Genomic DNA, 16,008 nt, shown 5'->3' on the forward strand with positions numbered 1-16,008 from the left:
TGCACGCCTGAGGACTCGGACAGCCATGATCGACGCCCGCCACCGGAATACCGCATTCCTGGTTGCCGGCTGCTTCTTCATGGAGAACCTGGACGGCACGATCGTCACCACGGCCGCCCCGAGCATCGGCGAGTCGCTCGGTGTCCCACCGACCGCAGTCGGCCTGGTGATGACGGCCTATCTGCTCACCCTCTCCGTGCTGATCCCGCTGAGCGCCTGGCTGACCAGCAGATTGGGTGTCCGGCCGGTATTCCTGGCCGCCATAGCGATCTTCACACTGGCCTCGCTCGGTTGCGCGGCGAGCGGCAGCCTTCCGGTGCTGGTGGCCATGCGGGTGGTGCAGGGCGTCGGCGGCGCGATGATGGTGCCGGTCGGGCGAATGGTCGTGCTGTCCAGGACGGATAAACCGGACCTGTTGCGGGTGATGGCCTACATCGTGTGGCCCGGTCTGCTGGCACCGGTCGTCGCACCGCTGGCCGGCGCACTGATCACCACGTATGCGTCCTGGCAGTGGCTGTTCCTGATCAACGTGCCACTAGGTGTGTTCGCCTTTGCCGTGGCCTGGAAGCTGATCGGGGAAGCCGACAGCGGCACCGCCCGGAGGCCGCTGGACTGGCTCGGGCTGCTGCTCACCTGCGGTGGGCTCGGCGGGATCACCTATGCCGCGCACCTGATTTCGGACACCGACGCGGGCTGGCCGGTGACCGCCACTCTGACCGCGCTGTGCCTCGCCGTGCTCGCCGTTGCCGGCCGGCACCTGCTGCGCACCCCAAGCCCGTTGGTCACCCTGCACACGCTGCGCGTGCCGACCTTCCGGCTCTCCCAGTCCAGTGGGTTCCTGTTCTGGATCGTGGTCGGAGCCGCACCGTTCTTGTTCTCGCTGATGTGCCAGGAGGTGTTCGGCTACAGCGCGACCAGCTCGGGCGCATTGGTGCTGTTCATCTTCGTCGGTAATCTGGCGATCAAACCGGCGACCACTCCGCTGCTCAACCGCTTCGGCTTCCGGCCGGTGCTGCTCGCCGCCACGATCACCCTCGCTCTGTGCACGACCGGTCTCGGTTTCACCACCTCGTCCACCCCGTGGCCGATGCTCGCCGGGCTGGCCCTGCTGTCCGGGGTCGCCCGCTCGGTAGGGCTGACCGCTTACGCCACGATCGGGCTCAGCGATGTCCCGCCCGAGCAGATGCGCGATGCCAACACGCTGGCCGCCACCACGCAGCAGCTGTCTACCGGGCTGGCTATCGCGGTGGCCACGGTGGCCCTGCGGCTCGGCGAGCCCTTGGGTGAGCTGGTGTTCGGTGCCCGCGGCGGAGCCGCCTACACCGTGGCTTTCACCCTGCTCGGGCTGACCGCGCTGATCGCCACCGCCGGGGCGTTACGCCTCCACCCGCATGCCGGCGACGCCGTGCGCACAATCCGTCCGCCGCGCCCTGCAGGTGTCGGCTGACGCAGGGATACCCCAATTTTAGGCAAAATCGGGAACCCCTACTGCCGGACGAGGCGGCGGCACCGGGGTGCCCCTTTAGCGCTTCCATCGTGGGATTCGGAACTCGGATCCCGTTGACGTCAAGGAAACTTCGGCCGACGCGAACAAGTCGTACTCCCCTTGCTTCCCGCCCGGCTGCGTGCGTGACCAGCGCACTGGACGAACGACGTCGCAGATCGGCCGAGGTTGCTTTTCGGTGACCAATCGCACCCGCGAGCATCCCGAGCGGCCGGTGAACGTCCTGCGTTGTGAGAAGACGATCGAACAGGAGGCAGATCATGACCGCCAAGTTCCGCCGCATCATCGCCACGACCGCCGTCGCAAGTGCCGCCGGCCTTTCCACGCTGACCGCTGGTTCGGCGGTCGCCAACCCCGGCGACGCCCCGTGCACCAGCGACGACATCAACGTCACGGTGACCAAGGACCTCGCCGAACCCGGTGAGTTCGAAGCGTTCCTCATCAAGTACACCGCAGCGAACCCGACCACCAAGTGCACGCTGCAGGGGCCTCCCCTCAAGGTGGGCTTGTACAGCGAATCGGGCCCGGTCCCGGGGGTCGTGGTGGAGTCGGACGACAGCCCGGGGGAACCGGTCATCGTGGACGGGTCCATGTTCGGGATCTCGCGGATCTCGCAGCGGACCGCGAATCCCCCCAACCCGGTGATTCCCGCCTCGGTCGAATTCGAACTCCCCGGTGTTCCGAACGGTCAGGGCGCCCACGAGGTCGCCGCGTGGCCGGCCGGTGAGCCGATCAAGGGTTCCGCGCCCTACGCCACCCCGATCACCCAGAGCGCAGCGGGCTGAGCGTCACCCCAAGCACCGATGCCTGAGCCGAAGGCCCGCACCACTAGAGGTGCGGGCCTTCGCAATGCCACGGCCCATCCGGGCGGCGGCTTTTTACTAGCGGTTCATGTTGTGTGCTGGAAGCGTTTCGCAGCGTGGCGCGGAAGATTGACGATAGGGACAGTCCAGACAGGACTGTGCTGCGCCAGGCAGTAGGAACCGCATCTGCTGCCTGGAAGCCTTCCCATCAGCTTCCTCAGTCGAGCGACCGGCGGATTGCGTGCCAGGTTCGCTTCGACCTCCTACCAGTCAACGCCGAGCACTACGCAGGACTCGTCGACGAGCGGCGCGAACGCGTCCGTCAAAATGATCGGTGCGCCTGATTCTGGTGCTGATCACGTCTTGGGATGCTCAGATGATCAGGCGTTGGCGCCAGAGGACTTGTGGGAGTGGGCGGAGCCGTCGTCGCCACCGCTTTTGTCAAGTCGCCAATACTTATTAGTCCTGTTGGACAAAAATCGACCAGGGGCTTGATCCACGCGGCATGTGTCATTCAGTCTCAATGCCTGATCCGCGTTTTCGGCAGGGAGGTACTGCAGTGGCAGCGGGGCTCAGCGTACGACAGGCGGGCATCGCCCGGATCGCGACCGCAGAAGACCTCTCCATCCTTGCCTGCACGAGAGTGGTTGCAGCGGCCGGTCCAATCCGGACCGAGGTTCACCTGTGATCACCACGCCCGACGGTGTCCGCCTTGAGGCTGTGTGGCATCAGGGCGGTGCGGATGCTGTGGTACTGGCACACGGAATCACCGCCGACCTCGGAGAGCAAGGACTGTTCCCGATTCTGGCGGATCGGCTTGCGACTGCGGGGTTCTCGGTGCTGCGGTTCTCTTTCCGTGGGCACGGCCGCAGCGAGGGCAGGCCACGCGACATGACGATCGCGGGAGAGCGGTTGGATTTGCAGGCGGCCGTGGAGTCGGCGGGGCACCCGGTGTCGGTGGTGGCGTCGAGCTTCGGCGCGGTGAGCACCACGCTCTCCTTGGGCGAATTGCCCATCGACTCGGTGGTGCTGTGGCAGCCGGTGCTCGATCTACGTCGGACTTTCCTGCAACCGGAGCTGCCGCGCGGGCGGCAGCTCTACGGCGACTTGACCTCCTTGCAGCAGCGGGGTTTCCTCGACATCGAGGGACGGTTCGAACTGGGCGCGCGGCTCTTCGAAGAGTTCGCGGAGCTCGACCCGCGAGCTGCCTTTCTCGCGAGCGACATACCGGCGCTCGTCGTGCATGGCGATGCGGATGAGCACGTCTCCTACGAGGTGGCCCATGAAGTGGCAGCCCGGCGGCTGCGCACGGACTGGCACCGCGTTCAAGGCGGCGGACATGGCTTCCGGGACATGGGGAGCGAAGTCATCGACGTGACGGTGTCGTGGCTTCTCAGCCAGGCTGCCCACTAAAAACAGCATTCCTCGAGTGACGAATGGCCACTTCGGACGTTGCCCGCCATGCGGGCTGCAGTCAACCGCGGGCCATGGCGATAACGCCGGACAACCGCTCCCCGGCCTCGTAGATCATGTACGGCACTCCCCTGTCCGTCCCGAAGGCCGGCGCGGCCGCGCGGCCGTTTTCCGGCGCGGTGGAACGCGAGTCGTAGAAGACACCGAGGTGGTCGCGCCGGGAGAAGTCGTTGCCGACCTCCGTGATGAGGATGTTGCCGCCACTCTCCTTGTCGCTGTTGTAGACGACGTACGTGCTGCCGTTCTTGTGCAGCAAGTGCGGGCCGCCGACGTTGACCGCGCCGACCTTGGCGTGGTCGATCAGCGGCTCGTGGTCGAAGGTCCAGTTGCGGCCCTCGGGCGACCAGCCCCAGCAGATGTCGCGGTGGTTGGCGGTGGTGTTGCGCATGAAGACCATCACGTAGCGGGCACCCCGGGAGGGCAGGTGGTGGCGGAAGACCCTGGCGTAGGAGGTCTCGGTGGTGCCCGCGGGCATCATCGAGGTGGTCAGCACGGCTTTGTCATAGGTGAAGTGGATGCCGTCTTTCGAGCGTGCGAGGCGAGTCGTGTTGTTGTCGCCGTGGAAGTACAGCCACATCTCCCGGGCCTCGCGGTGCCACAGCACGTGCGGGGACGAGACGTGCTTGACGCTGTAGTGCGGCTGCCACTCGTTGGCGACGATCGGGTTGTGCGGGTACTCGGTGAACGGGCCCTCCAGCGAATCGGCGTAGGCCAGGCAGATGCCACCAGGGGCGTCGTGTGGGGCGTAGTAGAGGTAGTAGCGGCCGATCCGGTTGCTCAGCCGGTCGTAGACGCCGCGGACGCAGGGGAAGATGATTTCGCCGGTGGGGTTGTACTTGAGCTGCTCCGGCTTGAGAAGGGTACGCACGTGGCGGTAGTCGGGGAAGCGACCGGGGGCGGCGGATGCGGGCAGGGCGCCGCCAACTGCGAGCAGGGCGCCGCCCGCCGTCGCGGTGCGCAGGAAACTACGACGGTCCAGTTCCATGAAGGAGACTCCATTTCGGACGGTGGGTCAGAGGTAGGTGGCGGCAGTGACGCACAAGCCGCCCAGCGCGACGCACCACACGTAGGGCAGGGTGCGCAGCATCACCCGCTGCGGGCTGACGCCGGAGTACTGCGCCGCCCACACCGTTTGGGTGCTCGTCGGGTCGGAAACGCCGAAAACCTGATTGTACGAGGCGGTCAGGCCCAGCACGGCGACCGCCGGGTAGATGCCCGCCGCGATCAGCACACCCGCGATCCCGGCGCCGAGGCCGAAGACGTTGAGCGGCCCCCGGTACAGGCACAGCGGCACCAGCAGTGTGAAGACCAGCACGAAGACGACCGGGTGCCCCGGGGCGACGGCCCCGACCAGCGGGTTGAGCGCCTCGATCGCGCCGGGCAGCTTGACCGCCGCAAGCAGGATGCCGATGGCGACGAACAGCACGATGGGTGGAGCAGCGACCTCGAAGGCGGCGTAGAGCGTGCGCAGCATCCGCTGGTTCATCTCGGCCGGCCTTGTCGTCGTCATCAGCGCGTAGAGCACACCGGCGAGCATCGACGGGATGATCGCGAGGTCGAAGCCGAGCGCCAGGACCAGCGGGATGGCAGGGGCGAGTAGCGCGTACCAGGGCGCGTCGCCCATGCGGCGGGCGCGCCCGCGCCCGCGGCGCTCCGGCCGGGCCACGCCCGAGGTCAGCGACCAGGAGTGCTCCACTCCCTTGCGCCGGGTCTCCACGAGCACGAACAGAACTGCGAATAGCAGGGCGAAGGGGAACAGCTTGACCATGAAGCCGCGCACGGTGTCGATCGGCAGTTCCAGGGCGGTGGAGAAGAACTGCCAGACTGGCAGCTCGAACGGCACGCCGACGGCGATCCCCATGAGGATGGTCCCGGCCGCGGTCGTCTTGGGCACCCCTACGGCGATCATCGCGGGGATGCCGACGATGCCCGCCATCATCGCGGCGGGAGCCGAGCCGGTGACCGTACCGACGAGCGCGGAAACGGCCAGCACTCCGAGCGCGACGATGGTCGGGTGGTCGCCGCCGAACTCGACGATCTTGCGGACGAGGGTCGCGGCGATGCCGGTTTCCTCCATGAGCTTGCCCAGCCACGAGCCGATCAGCACGGCCAGCATGGTGGAGGCCAGCGCCGCCGAGCCCTTCTGGAGCACGGTGTCGATGATGCTGTCCTCGCCGGTGAACGGGGCGCCCGCCGCGATCGCGATGGCCACCCCGAGCAGGACGAGGGCGAAAGCGGTGGGCAGCTTGCGGGCGAGCATCAGCCCGACGCCGGCAAGCATGAGCACAAGGATGACGACTCCCATTGGGCCTCAGTCCTCTCCGAGGGCCAGGACCGCGCCGGTCAGCGCGGCGGTGAGCAGGATCGGGGTCCGGCCCAGGCCGACGGCGGCGCCGGCGTACCCGTGCGCGGCGACCTCATCGGCACCCGCGACGTGGCCGAGGATGCGGAAGCGGCCGAGGCGCAGGGAGATGTGCCCCAGGCGGTGGCGAAGCGCTCGGCGGACTGCAGTGTCGTGCAGGCGCGCGTGCGCCTCTTCGTGGGCCAGCGCGGTCGCGCGCAACGAGCCGGGCGAAAACCACGCCTGCCAACCGAGGAACACGACCAGTTCCTCGCCGAGGGCGAGCGCGTCAACGTAAAGCTCCACAGTGGACACTGGTCGGGACCGGTAGCGGGCCATCAGCCGACGGTCCAGCCCGCCGTCGCGCTCGATCACCCTCGGCGGGTCGTCGAGCCCGGCGCCGGAGCGGGCGAGTTCGGCACCGAACCCGGTGGACACCTCCGCCCAGCGGGCCAGCATTGCCGAGTCGCGCGCCTCGTGGGTGGGAGTGCCGGCCAGCAGCCGGGCGGCGAGTTCGGCGTCGGTGAGCGCTGCCAGCCGCTCGCACTCCGCGGCCAGCGAATCCCGGCGTGCGGCGGACAGATCGGCCAAGCGCGAGCGGCGGAACGCGGTTCGCGGACCAGCCATGAGACACCTTCTCTCAACCTCAGCCCTCATCAACCGCACCCCAGGGGACCGTGACGCAAACCAGCCATAAGAAACCCCGAAACGCGAGATTCGGGCCGAACGCAACCACCACTGCAAATCGCGGAGAGGCGGAACTGTGCGGTCATGAGCGTACCTCCAGCACCGCCACCACCGGCTCGTCAACCGTGCGCGAGCGCAGCTCGCTGCGGGCCAGGGCCAGCAGCGGCCCCGCCTCGAGCACGCCGGAAAGATCGGCGATCCGCGAGCCGAGCAGCAGACGCAGCGACGGCGCTCGGACACCGCCGTCCCCGTAGGTCGTGGTCTCGCGGATCAGCTCCGCCAGCAGCTCCGGTGCCTGCCCCACGGTAGTCGTGGCAACACGGGCGTTGGCGGCGTGCAGGCGCACGACGCCGTCGGCGTCGAGGACGCGCACTGGGTGGTGCGGTTTGCGGAAGCGGCGACGTTGCAAGGTTCCGTAGACGGTGTGGGCGTCGGTGACGGCAAGCACCTCGACCTTCCGCGGATCAGTCTTGAGGCTGGCCGCGGCGACGGAGAGGAGTTCGCTGTCGTCGGCGCGGCGGGCGCGGTCCTGAGTGCGCAATTCGGTGGCGCCGGTGGCGATGGCCCGCACGGTGCTGGTCTGCGGGTCGACGGTCACTTCCACTTCGACCGCGCCGGGTGCGGCCCCCTGCGCGACGACGGCCGCTTCGGCTTCGTTGCGCACGCCGAGGATGTGTTCCTGGGTGGCGCCGGGGATGATCCGTTCGATCTGCTCCCGAACCAGCGCGAGAGCCACACCGACCGGGCTGATCACTTCGTTGTGCTTGGCGATCCGGCCGGTCAGCCCGGTGCTGGCAGCCAGGTGCGGGGTGACGGCGGCCGCGCCCCCTCCCCCACCGACGAGGACGGCGGTGTCGCGGTCGAGGCGGTAGTCGCGGACCACCGCGTCCACGACGGTTTGAACCTGCTTCACCCCCGCATCCAAGACCCGCATCGCGGCACCCGCCACGTCGGTGTCCAGTGCCTCGGCAAGCGGTGCCAACGCGGTGTGAGCGACCTCCGGTTCGCACGCGGCGAAGTCGCCTTCTGGGACTCGGCCCAGTGCGTTGGCCGCGCAGGTCATGGTGATGGCGAAGCGGCCGCCCGCGGCTTCGAGGGCCACGTAGTCGCCCGGGTCGCCGTCCAACGGGCTGATGGCGACGAGCTTCGCGTCCCGCAAATCCGCTGGACTCGCATAGCAGGCGTACGGCAACCCGGCGATGTGGGCGCTGCGCGGCCCGACCGCGCGCACCCCGCCACCGGCGAGCCGCACCATCGAGCCGCCGCCGACACCGACGGTGCGCACGTCCAATGCGGACAGGTACGAGGATTTGCCCAGGATGGTGGCGTGCCGGACCGCGACCTTGCCGCGGCGGATGACGCTGATGTCGGTGGACGTGCCACCCGTTTCCAGGAACACGCCATCGCTGACCCGCTCCTGCATCAGAGCGCCGGCGACTCCGGCGGCGGGGCCCGACAGCACGGTCAGCAGCGGACGCCGCCGCATCTCCTCCAGCGACATCACCCCGCCGTCGCAACGCATCACCATCAGCGGAGCGGTCATACCGGACGCAGCGATGCTCGAGTCGACCAGGTCCGCGGTGGCCAGCATCTTCGGCAGGATGGCCGCGTTGACCACAGCGGTGCGGGTGCGCTTGCGGAGCCCGTACAACGACGTGATCTCGTGCGCGGCGGTCATGGGCAGCCCGTAGGAGCCTGCGGCCGCCAGCACCGCCTGTTCGCCGTCGGGCAGGTCGACGCTGAACGGCTCGCTGGCGACCAGCACTTCGGCTCCGGCGGCCGTGACCTGCTCGAGAGCAGTGCGGACACCCGCGGGATCGTCGGGATCCCGGACGTGCGCGTAGTGCAACGGCAGCCGTTTACCCGGGGTGAGTTCGAGGTTTCCGAGGGCGGCGAGGCGCTTGGTGGAGACCGCGCCCGGGCCGGTGCCGATGCCGAGCAGCCCGACCGGGGCCACATCGCCCTCGAGCAGGGCGTTAGTGGCCTGAGTGGTGCCGTGCGCGAGAAAAGCGACGTCCTCGGGGACGCAGCCGACGTCTTCGAGCAGCCGAATCAGCGCCGCCACGATGCCGTGCGCGACGCCGTCGGGATGGTGGTGGGTGGTGGGGACCTTGACCTGGGCGACGAGCGCCAGCGTGGCCGAGTCGACCGCCACGGCGTCGGTGAAGGTTCCACCCACATCGATGCCGACGCGGATGCGGTGCCGGGTCATAGGGACACCTCCTTGTGTCGTACGCAGGTCGAGCGAATGACGCGGGTGGGGTGCTTCCGGGCGGAAGGAACTGTCCCGGCCGGTCTTTTCAGTAGCCGCGGACGTTCGGCCAGTGACGCTGGACACCTGCCCTGTCGAGCACGCGGGCGAACTCCTCGAACCTCTTCTCCTCCTCCTGCACCTGGTGCGGCTGCACGCCCTCGTCCAGGCAGTGCGCGGCGAGCGCGCCCGCGACCTCGCCGACGTTCCACTCCACGGGGTGCAGGCGGTAGCAGCCGTTGGTGATGTGGGTGGTGCCGATGTTCTTGCCGGCAGGCAACAAATTGCGGATGCGGCGCGGCAGCAACGCACCCAGCGGAATCTCGAACGGCACCGACCCGATGTCGATGTAGTTGTCGCCGCCGGTGGACGGGTGCAGGTCGATGCGGTAGCCACCGATACCGACGGAGTCGGCGTGGCGGGTGCCGCCGTAGGGGCCGACCAGCTCGATGGCGACGTCGCGCTCGGTAACGGTGGTGACGGCCTTGATCCGGCGGGATTCGCGGATGTAGGGGGCCTTGGCCAGACCGTCTGCGGTGCCGGTGACGTCGGGCCGGAGCTTCAGGCCGGGGAAACCCGTTCCCCCGTCTGGACGCGGCGCCTCGGTCTGCAACCAGTACAGGACGGAAAGGGACAACTGCCGGGCGTCGGCGAGCGCCTGCCGGGCGGTCTCCTCGCCGGCCCCGAGCAGCGGCTTGAGCCAGTAGTCGTTGAGCGGCCAGTTGACCAGGGTGATGTCGGAGTCGAAGGCCCCGGGCCGGTGCAAGTTGCGGGCGAGGATGCGCCGGAATGCCCAGAGCTCCTTGTCGCCCGCGTCCGCGCTCTGGTCGGCGTCGACGTCGAGCGGATCATCGTCCGGGTTCGGCTGGAACGTGCGCGGCACGGCTTCGAGGGTGCGCGGGTCCGGGGCGAGGAAGCCGATCAGCGGACCGGGCCAGAAGTCCGGCCGGTAGGAGCGCCAGAATTCGTAGTTGGCGGGCCGGTCGATGGTGTGGTCCTCGCCGTCATAATGCGAGAGCGCGAAGCAGATGGTGATGCCCTGCTGGTTGAGGGGATCGGCGATCTCGGGGGCGTGCGGCTCGGCGTGTTCGCTGCGCGCCTCGGCGCCGATCGCGTGCTCGACACCAGCCAGCTCCAGCAGATCGCCGGTCTCGGTGGCGTCGATGATGTACGGGGCCGCAATGGTGTGGCGGGTGCCGTCCCGGACGTCCTCGACGGTGACTGCCCGGACCGCGTCGCCTTCGGTCTCGGCGGCGACGGGCCGCTGCTCGGTGAGCACGGTCAGCCGCCCGGCGGCGCGGTGCGGCGCGAGCATCGCCTCGATCACGGCGAGCGCGACACGCGGCTCGTGGCAGAGCTTGCTGACCCGCCCAGCGCCGGGGTTGAGCCGCACCAGGTCCCTGGCTTGCGCCCGCAGCGGGTACCACTGGCGGTAGTGGGCGCGGATGGCCTCGCGCAGCGCCCGGTAGGAGGCGGTGACGCCGAACTGCTCGACCCACGGGTGTTCGTCGGGCGGCACGGCCTGGGCGGTGAGCTGGCCACCGACCCAGTCGGTCTCCTCGGTCAGAACGGCGGTGCGCCCTGCCCGGCAGGCGGCCAGGGCGGCGGCCACACCGCCGAGTCCGCCGCCCACGATCAGGACTTCGGTCTCCGCGGGGGTGGCGATGGGAGTGGGCATGTGGTGCTGCCTCCTCGGGCACGTGTGATGCGTCGGATGTGGTTGCGGCTCAAGGCCGAACGGCCGCCCGGCCGGCCGTGCGACCCGGGCGGAAGGTGCAGGCCACCAGGGGCTCGGCGGCCTCCTCGCCGGCTAGCAGCACGGTGGCCATCCGAACCGCGGCCGCTCCGAGCTCGGCCCGGGGAACGTCGAAGCCGGTGGGCTGCGGCCGTCCGGCGAGGTCGGCCGGAGGAGAACCGAGCAGTGCAAGGGAGACCTCGCCCGGCACGTCGAGCCCGGCGCCCTCGACAGCCGCGAGCAACTGCCGCCACGCGGCACCCGTGTCGGTCTCCTCGGCGACGAACGCGGTGACCCCCTCGGCAACCCGGGCTCGCGCCCAGGTCGGCGTGATGTCGGCGCCGGGCCGGGCGGTGCGCACGACCGCGCCGTCCGAACCGCCCAACTCGGCGAGCGCCATGCGGAATCCGCGCTCGCGATCGGCGGAGGCTGGAGCGTCATCGGCCTCGCGGACCAGCACGATCCGCCGGTGCCCGAGACCAGCCAGGTGGCGCACGACTTCGGCGCTGGCGCTGGCGTAGTCGACACCCACCCAAGCCAGGCCCTCGAGCTCGTCACGGCGTCCGATGTGCACGGCCGGGTAGTCGTCCTCCACCAAGCGGCGCAGTTCGCCTTCCGGGATGTGCCGACCGAGAAACAGGCAACCGTCGGCCATCCGCATCCGTTGTAGCTCGCCGGGCGCGACGGCTTGCGCGGCTCCCGAGCTGGAGCCGGTGAACAGCACCAGGTCGTAGCCGCGGGCCACTGCCTCCCGCTCGACTCCGACCAAGATCGGGTAGTAGGAGTGCTCGATGTCGACCGGGAAGGTCGCGGTGAAGCTGAAGACGCCGAGCAGGTTGTTACGAGCCCTGGCCATCCGCCGGGCTGCCGGGTCGGGCACGTAACCGAGTTCGCGGGCGGCGGCGAGCACCCGGGCCCAGGTGTCCTTGTGCAGCGCGATGCCCTGCTTGTTGCCGCCGAGCACCAACGACACCGTTGTCTGCGACACCCCGGCCAGTCGGGCGACCTCCGCCTGCCTCGGCCTTCCCCGGCGCCCTGGTGTGGATGCCTTTTCCGCCATGGTTGCTCCCGAGTAATACGCATTAGCCGTTGACTGCATCAAACGATCTGGCTGTGAATGCGGATTAGCGAGCACATTGCGCCAAGTTTCCGGGACCGTCAAGAGCTGTCGATGGCTAATATCCAGCTAATTTCGGGAATTCCGGTGGGCGGCGGCCTCTTCGGGGCGGGGCGCGGCGGGCTGTGTTCGGGCAGATCCAGCCGACTCTCCACCACGGACTCCACCGTGGTGCACGGTGCACCACGGTGGCGAAGGGGCCAGGTCGGCGATGCCGCTGCGGGGTTGCCCACGGACCGGGTCGGATCAGCTTGGCCGATGAGCCGGACGAGTTGTTGCCGGGCGGTCGGGGCCCGCCCGGCAACAACAACTGACCTATCCGCGTGTCATGCCGCCGGCAGGGGCGGAACGCCCGGCTCTCCGGCGGGCACGCAGTCGATGGGATACGCCGGAACACCCGGCTCACCGGCGGGGTCGCCGGCGGGGACGTCGGCAGTCGGCACGGTCGGTGCCGGCACGCCGTCCGGCGTGCAGTCGACAGGCGGAACGCCTGGGTCTCCAGCGGGCACGCAGTCGATGGGATACGCCGGAACACCCGGCTCACCGGCGGGGTCGCCGGCGGGGACGTCGGCAGTCGGCACGGTCGGCGCCGGCACGCCGTCCGGCGTGCAGGTGATGGGCAGGGTCGGCATGGGGCTCTCGGTAGCGCCTTCGGCGAGAGCGGCTGCGGACGTGGTGACGAGACCGGCAACGGCCAGGCCGGCCAGCGTGAGCGACTGCACGATTCGAATTGCCTTCATGTGAAAATCTCCGAATGTGTTGCGGTCTATTCCGAATGTCCATCGGAACGAGCACTAGAGTTCCTGATCTGGCGTTAGTGGAGCGTCAGGTAGCGCCTTATCTCTTCTTTAGAGCAGAAAGTGCAGACCGTGTTGCCCGTATGTACTTTTCGCTCGTCGAGGGCGCGCGCTGTGGTATAGAAGCGCTATGCGCGTACTGGTGGCCGAGGACGAGAAAATGATGGCGGACGCGGTGGGTGAGGGTTTGCGGGATAACGGACTCGCCGTGGACGTCGTCTATGACGGTGCCGCCGCGCTCGAGCGATGCGTCAGCACCGACTACGACGTAGTTGTACTCGACCGCGGACTACCACTGGTGCACGGCGACGAAGTATGCCGCTCGCTCATCGCGGAGCGTCGCGAGACACGAATCCTGCTGCTCACCGCTGCGTCCGAGGTCGCCGACCGAGTCGCCGGACTCGAACTGGGCGCGGATGACTATCTGCCCAAACCGTTCGCCTTCACCGAACTCGTCGCCAGGGTGCGCTCGCTGGGACGGCGAAGCAGGCCGGCTGTACCGCCGATACTGCAACGCGCACGCATCGTCTTGGACCCGGCGCGGCACCGGGTCACGCGTCACGATCACCCGGTTTCCTTGACCAAAAAGGAATTCACCGTCCTCGAAGAGTTGCTACGTGCGGATGGTGCGGTCGTTTCGGCTGAGAAACTGCTGGAAACGGCATGGGACGAGAACATCGATCCCTTTACCAACGTCGTGCGCGTGACCATGGCAACACTGCGGCGCAAGCTGGGCGACCCGTCACCTGTCGAGACCGTTTCCGGTGTTGGGTACCGGATCCCGTGAAACGCTGGCCGCTGCGGGTCAAGCTGACCCTCGCGTACGTGATGCTGACAGCGGTCACGGGCGCGATACTGCTCGGCCTGATCCTGCTGATGACGCAGCCGGTAATCCCGGTGGGTACCGCGAGCGAACCCCCGGTTCCTGCCTCGTCGCCACCGGATGTCGCCCCTGAGCTTCCGGTGACGCCGGCTGCCCCAGGAGCCCCCGAACCCGTCGACGCTGGAGACCCGGAACTCGTCGCCCCAGGAGACCCGGAAATCGTCGACGTTGCAGGCACCGTGACCTATTCGTCCGTACTCGAAAGCGGTGTCGTCGCCCTGGTGGTCGTCATGGCGGTGGCCGCTGTCCTCGGGTGGTTGACGGCCCGGCGTGCGCTGCGCCCGATCCGGTCCATCACGAGCGCCGCTCAACGGGCCGCTGACCAGGAGTTGAGCACCCGCATCTGGCTATCCGGGCCCAACGACGAGATCAAGGAACTCGCCGATGCCTTCGACCACATGCTGGCGCGGCTGGAACGATCGTTCGCCAGCCAGCGCAGATTCCTCGCGAACGCCGCTCACGAGCTGAAAACCCCCGTAGCGGCGCAGCGAGCGGTCACCGAGGTGGCGATGACCCGACCTGACGCCGGAATCGGGACCAAGGAATTGGGCCGCAAACTCCTCGCCAGCCTGGACCATCAACAGCGCGTACTCACCGGCCTGTTCGCGTTGGCCCAGAACGCTGAAACCGTCGAGAGGAAAGACACCGTCAACCTGGCCGACCTCACCGACGACATCCTGCACGAGCGAATCGCCCGCAACGACGAACAGATCAAGCCCACCTCTGAACTCAGGGTGGCCAAGGTCCGTGGTGACGCCGCCCTGCTCGAGCAACTGATCCGCAACCTCATCGACAACGCTTTCGTCCACAATGAACCCTGCGGCTGGGTATCAGTACGCACCACCGGCACGACGACCGAATCCGTCCTGGAAATCGCGAACGGCGGCAACCACATCGACACCACCAAGGCCGGCCAGTTGTTCGAGCCGTTCAGGCGGTTGTGCTTCAACAGGGCAGACCCACCCCCAGGCAGCGGACTCGGCCTCTCGGTAGTGCGAGCGATCGCCGAAGCACATGGCGGTTCCGTCACTGCTCGGCCACGTGCCGAGGGCGGGCTCGTGGTCCGGGTTTGCTTGCCGGCTGCATGACACATCTGCGCGATGGACCGGACCCAGTTGATCACGTCGCCGCGGACCGTTCAACACCCATTAGGTAACGGGGGGAATCTGGTCCGTGGTAGAAGTCCGGAATACACCGTCGGGGTCGACGGAGTCGCTGAAGTCTTCCCAGCCCATGTTGTCGATCGAGAGTTGGATTTCGACGTCTACCAGGGCATTCGGGGTGGCGCGAAAGAACCGTGGTTGTTCGCGTGCGACCTCCATGACGAGCACGGGGTGCTCTGGGGAGGCGAGTGTGACCGCGTCGGCAACCAAGACCCGCACCTGAGTGGTGTGTGGCAGCAGTGCGGCGAGTTCTTCGCCCGTCCAGCCTTCGAACTCGGGCCGGTCGACCAGTGTGACGTCGAGGACGACGTCGCCATCGTGGTACTCGCGGTGCGTGGTGATGTCGCGCCAGGCGGTCTCCCAGGCTTGGTCGTCAGAGAAGTCTGTGCGCACGATCGGGGTGGAAGCGGCGTTGAGCAGCATCTCGAGGGCGGCGGGCGGAACCGCGCGTGGGAGGCGGGTGCCCGAAGGCGACACCAACTCCGCCTCAGCAGGAAGCGGGTGGAACTCCTCCAGTCGGCGCATGCACCTGTCGGGCAACTTTCCGGGCAACGGCGCGGTCGGCACATCCGTCGACTCCCGCACCATGCGGGTGCCCCGGTAGGCGATGGGGGTGTGGCCTGCGCCTTGGCGGTAGCCGACGAAACCGCTGCCGTCGGCGGTGACATCCGCTTTACCGGAAGGACTTTCCGAACGCAAGGCGACCGAATAGGCGTTTCCCAACCGGTCACGCCAGGCCACCCACCGCAGGGGCGCCTCGCCACCGTCGTCGATCAGCAACCGTAGCCGTCCCGCCGGATGCCCACCACCAGCGTCCTCGATCTCCGTGTCGAACTCGTACCCACGAGCACCATCAGCGCCCTCCGAGTAGTCTCGCTGGCCGTCGAGTTCGCCCCGCATCTCCACCACATCACCGTCGGCGGTGCGGCGATGGCCGTAACACCACGCCATATCCGGAGAGAAGCCGACTGCGGACTGCGCACCGTCCTCCGTACCCCAGGACAGCTGCTCCAGCACCGCGCTCCCCCCTCCGGCCACGTGCACCAGCAGCCGTGATCGCGGCAGCCACTCCGCGCGGTCCCACGCGCGCTGCCGCAGACGAAAGATGAACACAGACGCGTCATCCGACACCGGCCGCACAAAGCCTCCTCGCCCACCACAGCACCAAAGACGGATGCTGGCGACACACGACGAGACGACGGTAGCCGCCTCGCCACTCCCGGCTCGCCGCATCCAAGGACAACTGCCTCGACA

At 68.3% G+C, this 16,008-nt stretch carries 13 protein-coding genes; 5 read left to right on the forward strand and 8 right to left on the reverse strand.

Going from position 1 to position 16,008, the window contains the following annotated elements:
- The first annotated feature begins 25 nt into the window (after nucleotides 1–25).
- The 3 genes from AC07EQ_RS32455 (at nucleotide 26) to AC07EQ_RS32465 (ending at nucleotide 3,720) form a co-directional block, all read left to right on the forward strand.
- A complete protein-coding gene (locus AC07EQ_RS32455; RefSeq protein ID WP_478391643.1) occupies nucleotides 26–1,447 on the forward strand; it encodes an MFS transporter in 1,422 nt (473 codons plus the stop codon).
- 317 nt (nucleotides 1,448–1,764) lie between these two features.
- Entirely contained in the window at nucleotides 1,765–2,289 is a 525-nt protein-coding gene (locus AC07EQ_RS32460; protein ID WP_478391644.1) for a DUF4232 domain-containing protein, read from the forward strand.
- A gap of 702 nt (nucleotides 2,290–2,991) precedes the next feature.
- Complete coding sequence (locus AC07EQ_RS32465) at nucleotides 2,992–3,720, forward strand: alpha/beta hydrolase (RefSeq protein WP_478391645.1); 729 nt, start codon at nucleotides 2,992–2,994, stop codon at nucleotides 3,718–3,720.
- Between the two features lie 61 nt (nucleotides 3,721–3,781).
- Here AC07EQ_RS32465 and AC07EQ_RS32470 read toward each other — a convergent pair whose 3' ends face one another.
- The 7 genes from AC07EQ_RS32470 to AC07EQ_RS32500 all read right to left on the reverse strand — a co-directional run bounded on the left by AC07EQ_RS32470 (nucleotide 3,782) and on the right by AC07EQ_RS32500 (nucleotide 12,651).
- Nucleotides 3,782–4,765: a twin-arginine translocation signal domain-containing protein gene (locus AC07EQ_RS32470; RefSeq protein ID WP_478391646.1), complete on the reverse strand. Its 984-nt coding sequence runs from the start codon at nucleotides 4,763–4,765 to the stop codon at nucleotides 3,782–3,784.
- A gap of 27 nt (nucleotides 4,766–4,792) precedes the next feature.
- Complete coding sequence (locus AC07EQ_RS32475) at nucleotides 4,793–6,061, reverse strand: TRAP transporter large permease subunit (RefSeq protein WP_478391647.1); 1,269 nt, start codon at nucleotides 6,059–6,061, stop codon at nucleotides 4,793–4,795.
- A gap of 30 nt (nucleotides 6,062–6,091) precedes the next feature.
- Nucleotides 6,092–6,748, reverse strand: a complete 657-nt coding sequence (locus AC07EQ_RS32480; RefSeq protein WP_478391648.1) for a hypothetical protein — start codon at nucleotides 6,746–6,748, stop codon at nucleotides 6,092–6,094.
- 142 nt (nucleotides 6,749–6,890) lie between these two features.
- A complete protein-coding gene (locus tag AC07EQ_RS32485; RefSeq protein WP_478391649.1) occupies nucleotides 6,891–9,020 on the reverse strand; it encodes a hydantoinase/oxoprolinase family protein in 2,130 nt (709 codons plus the stop codon).
- 88 nt (nucleotides 9,021–9,108) lie between these two features.
- Nucleotides 9,109–10,737 carry an FAD-dependent oxidoreductase gene (locus tag AC07EQ_RS32490; protein WP_478391650.1) on the reverse strand — a complete coding sequence of 543 codons (1,629 nt, stop codon included), beginning with the start codon at nucleotides 10,735–10,737 and terminating at the stop codon, nucleotides 9,109–9,111.
- Between the two features lie 49 nt (nucleotides 10,738–10,786).
- A complete protein-coding gene (locus AC07EQ_RS32495) occupies nucleotides 10,787–11,854 on the reverse strand; it encodes a LacI family DNA-binding transcriptional regulator (RefSeq protein WP_478391651.1) in 1,068 nt (355 codons plus the stop codon).
- 383 nt (nucleotides 11,855–12,237) lie between these two features.
- Nucleotides 12,238–12,651, reverse strand: coding sequence for a hypothetical protein (locus tag AC07EQ_RS32500; RefSeq protein ID WP_478391652.1), 414 nt, complete (start codon nucleotides 12,649–12,651; stop codon nucleotides 12,238–12,240).
- 187 nt (nucleotides 12,652–12,838) lie between these two features.
- Here AC07EQ_RS32500 and AC07EQ_RS32505 point away from each other — a divergent pair, with 187 nt between their 5' ends.
- Together AC07EQ_RS32505 and AC07EQ_RS32510 are read left to right on the forward strand one after the other, a co-directional pair.
- Nucleotides 12,839–13,495: a response regulator transcription factor gene (locus AC07EQ_RS32505; protein WP_478391653.1), complete on the forward strand. Its 657-nt coding sequence runs from the start codon at nucleotides 12,839–12,841 to the stop codon at nucleotides 13,493–13,495.
- On the forward strand, nucleotides 13,492–14,679 hold the full coding sequence (locus tag AC07EQ_RS32510) for a sensor histidine kinase (RefSeq protein ID WP_478391654.1): 1,188 nt from the start codon (nucleotides 13,492–13,494) through the stop codon (nucleotides 14,677–14,679). The genes AC07EQ_RS32505 and AC07EQ_RS32510 overlap by 4 nt, the downstream gene beginning before the upstream one ends.
- Nucleotides 14,680–14,739: 60 nt before the next feature.
- On the opposite strand, the gene AC07EQ_RS32515 is transcribed toward AC07EQ_RS32510, so the two are convergent.
- Nucleotides 14,740–15,885 (reverse strand): DUF6924 domain-containing protein, encoded by a 1,146-nt coding sequence (locus tag AC07EQ_RS32515; protein WP_478391655.1) that lies wholly within the window; start codon nucleotides 15,883–15,885, stop codon nucleotides 14,740–14,742.
- Between the last annotated feature and the right edge of the window lie 123 nt (nucleotides 15,886–16,008).

The sequence above is a fragment of the Saccharopolyspora sp. NPDC045839 genome, from assembly GCF_056431645.1.

Excerpts from the sequence above, each read along its gene's own strand:
- AC07EQ_RS32455 (WP_478391643.1), top strand. The coding sequence starts at position 26 with ATGATCGACGCCCGCCACCGGAATACCGCATTCCTGGTTGCCGGCTGC.
- AC07EQ_RS32460 (WP_478391644.1), top strand. The coding sequence starts at position 1,765 with ATGACCGCCAAGTTCCGCCGCATCATCGCCACGACCGCCGTCGCAAGT.
- AC07EQ_RS32470 (WP_478391646.1), bottom strand. The coding sequence starts at position 4,765 with ATGGAACTGGACCGTCGTAGTTTCCTGCGCACCGCGACGGCGGGCGGC.
- AC07EQ_RS32475 (WP_478391647.1), bottom strand. The coding sequence starts at position 6,061 with ATGCTTGCCGGCGTCGGGCTGATGCTCGCCCGCAAGCTGCCCACCGCT.
- AC07EQ_RS32480 (WP_478391648.1), bottom strand. The coding sequence starts at position 6,748 with ATGGCTGGTCCGCGAACCGCGTTCCGCCGCTCGCGCTTGGCCGATCTG.
- AC07EQ_RS32485 (WP_478391649.1), bottom strand. The coding sequence starts at position 9,020 with ATGACCCGGCACCGCATCCGCGTCGGCATCGATGTGGGTGGAACCTTC.
- AC07EQ_RS32490 (WP_478391650.1), bottom strand. The coding sequence starts at position 10,737 with ATGCCCACTCCCATCGCCACCCCCGCGGAGACCGAAGTCCTGATCGTG.
- AC07EQ_RS32495 (WP_478391651.1), bottom strand. The coding sequence starts at position 11,854 with ATGGCGGAAAAGGCATCCACACCAGGGCGCCGGGGAAGGCCGAGGCAG.
- AC07EQ_RS32500 (WP_478391652.1), bottom strand. The coding sequence starts at position 12,651 with ATGAAGGCAATTCGAATCGTGCAGTCGCTCACGCTGGCCGGCCTGGCC.
- AC07EQ_RS32505 (WP_478391653.1), top strand. The coding sequence starts at position 12,839 with ATGCGCGTACTGGTGGCCGAGGACGAGAAAATGATGGCGGACGCGGTG.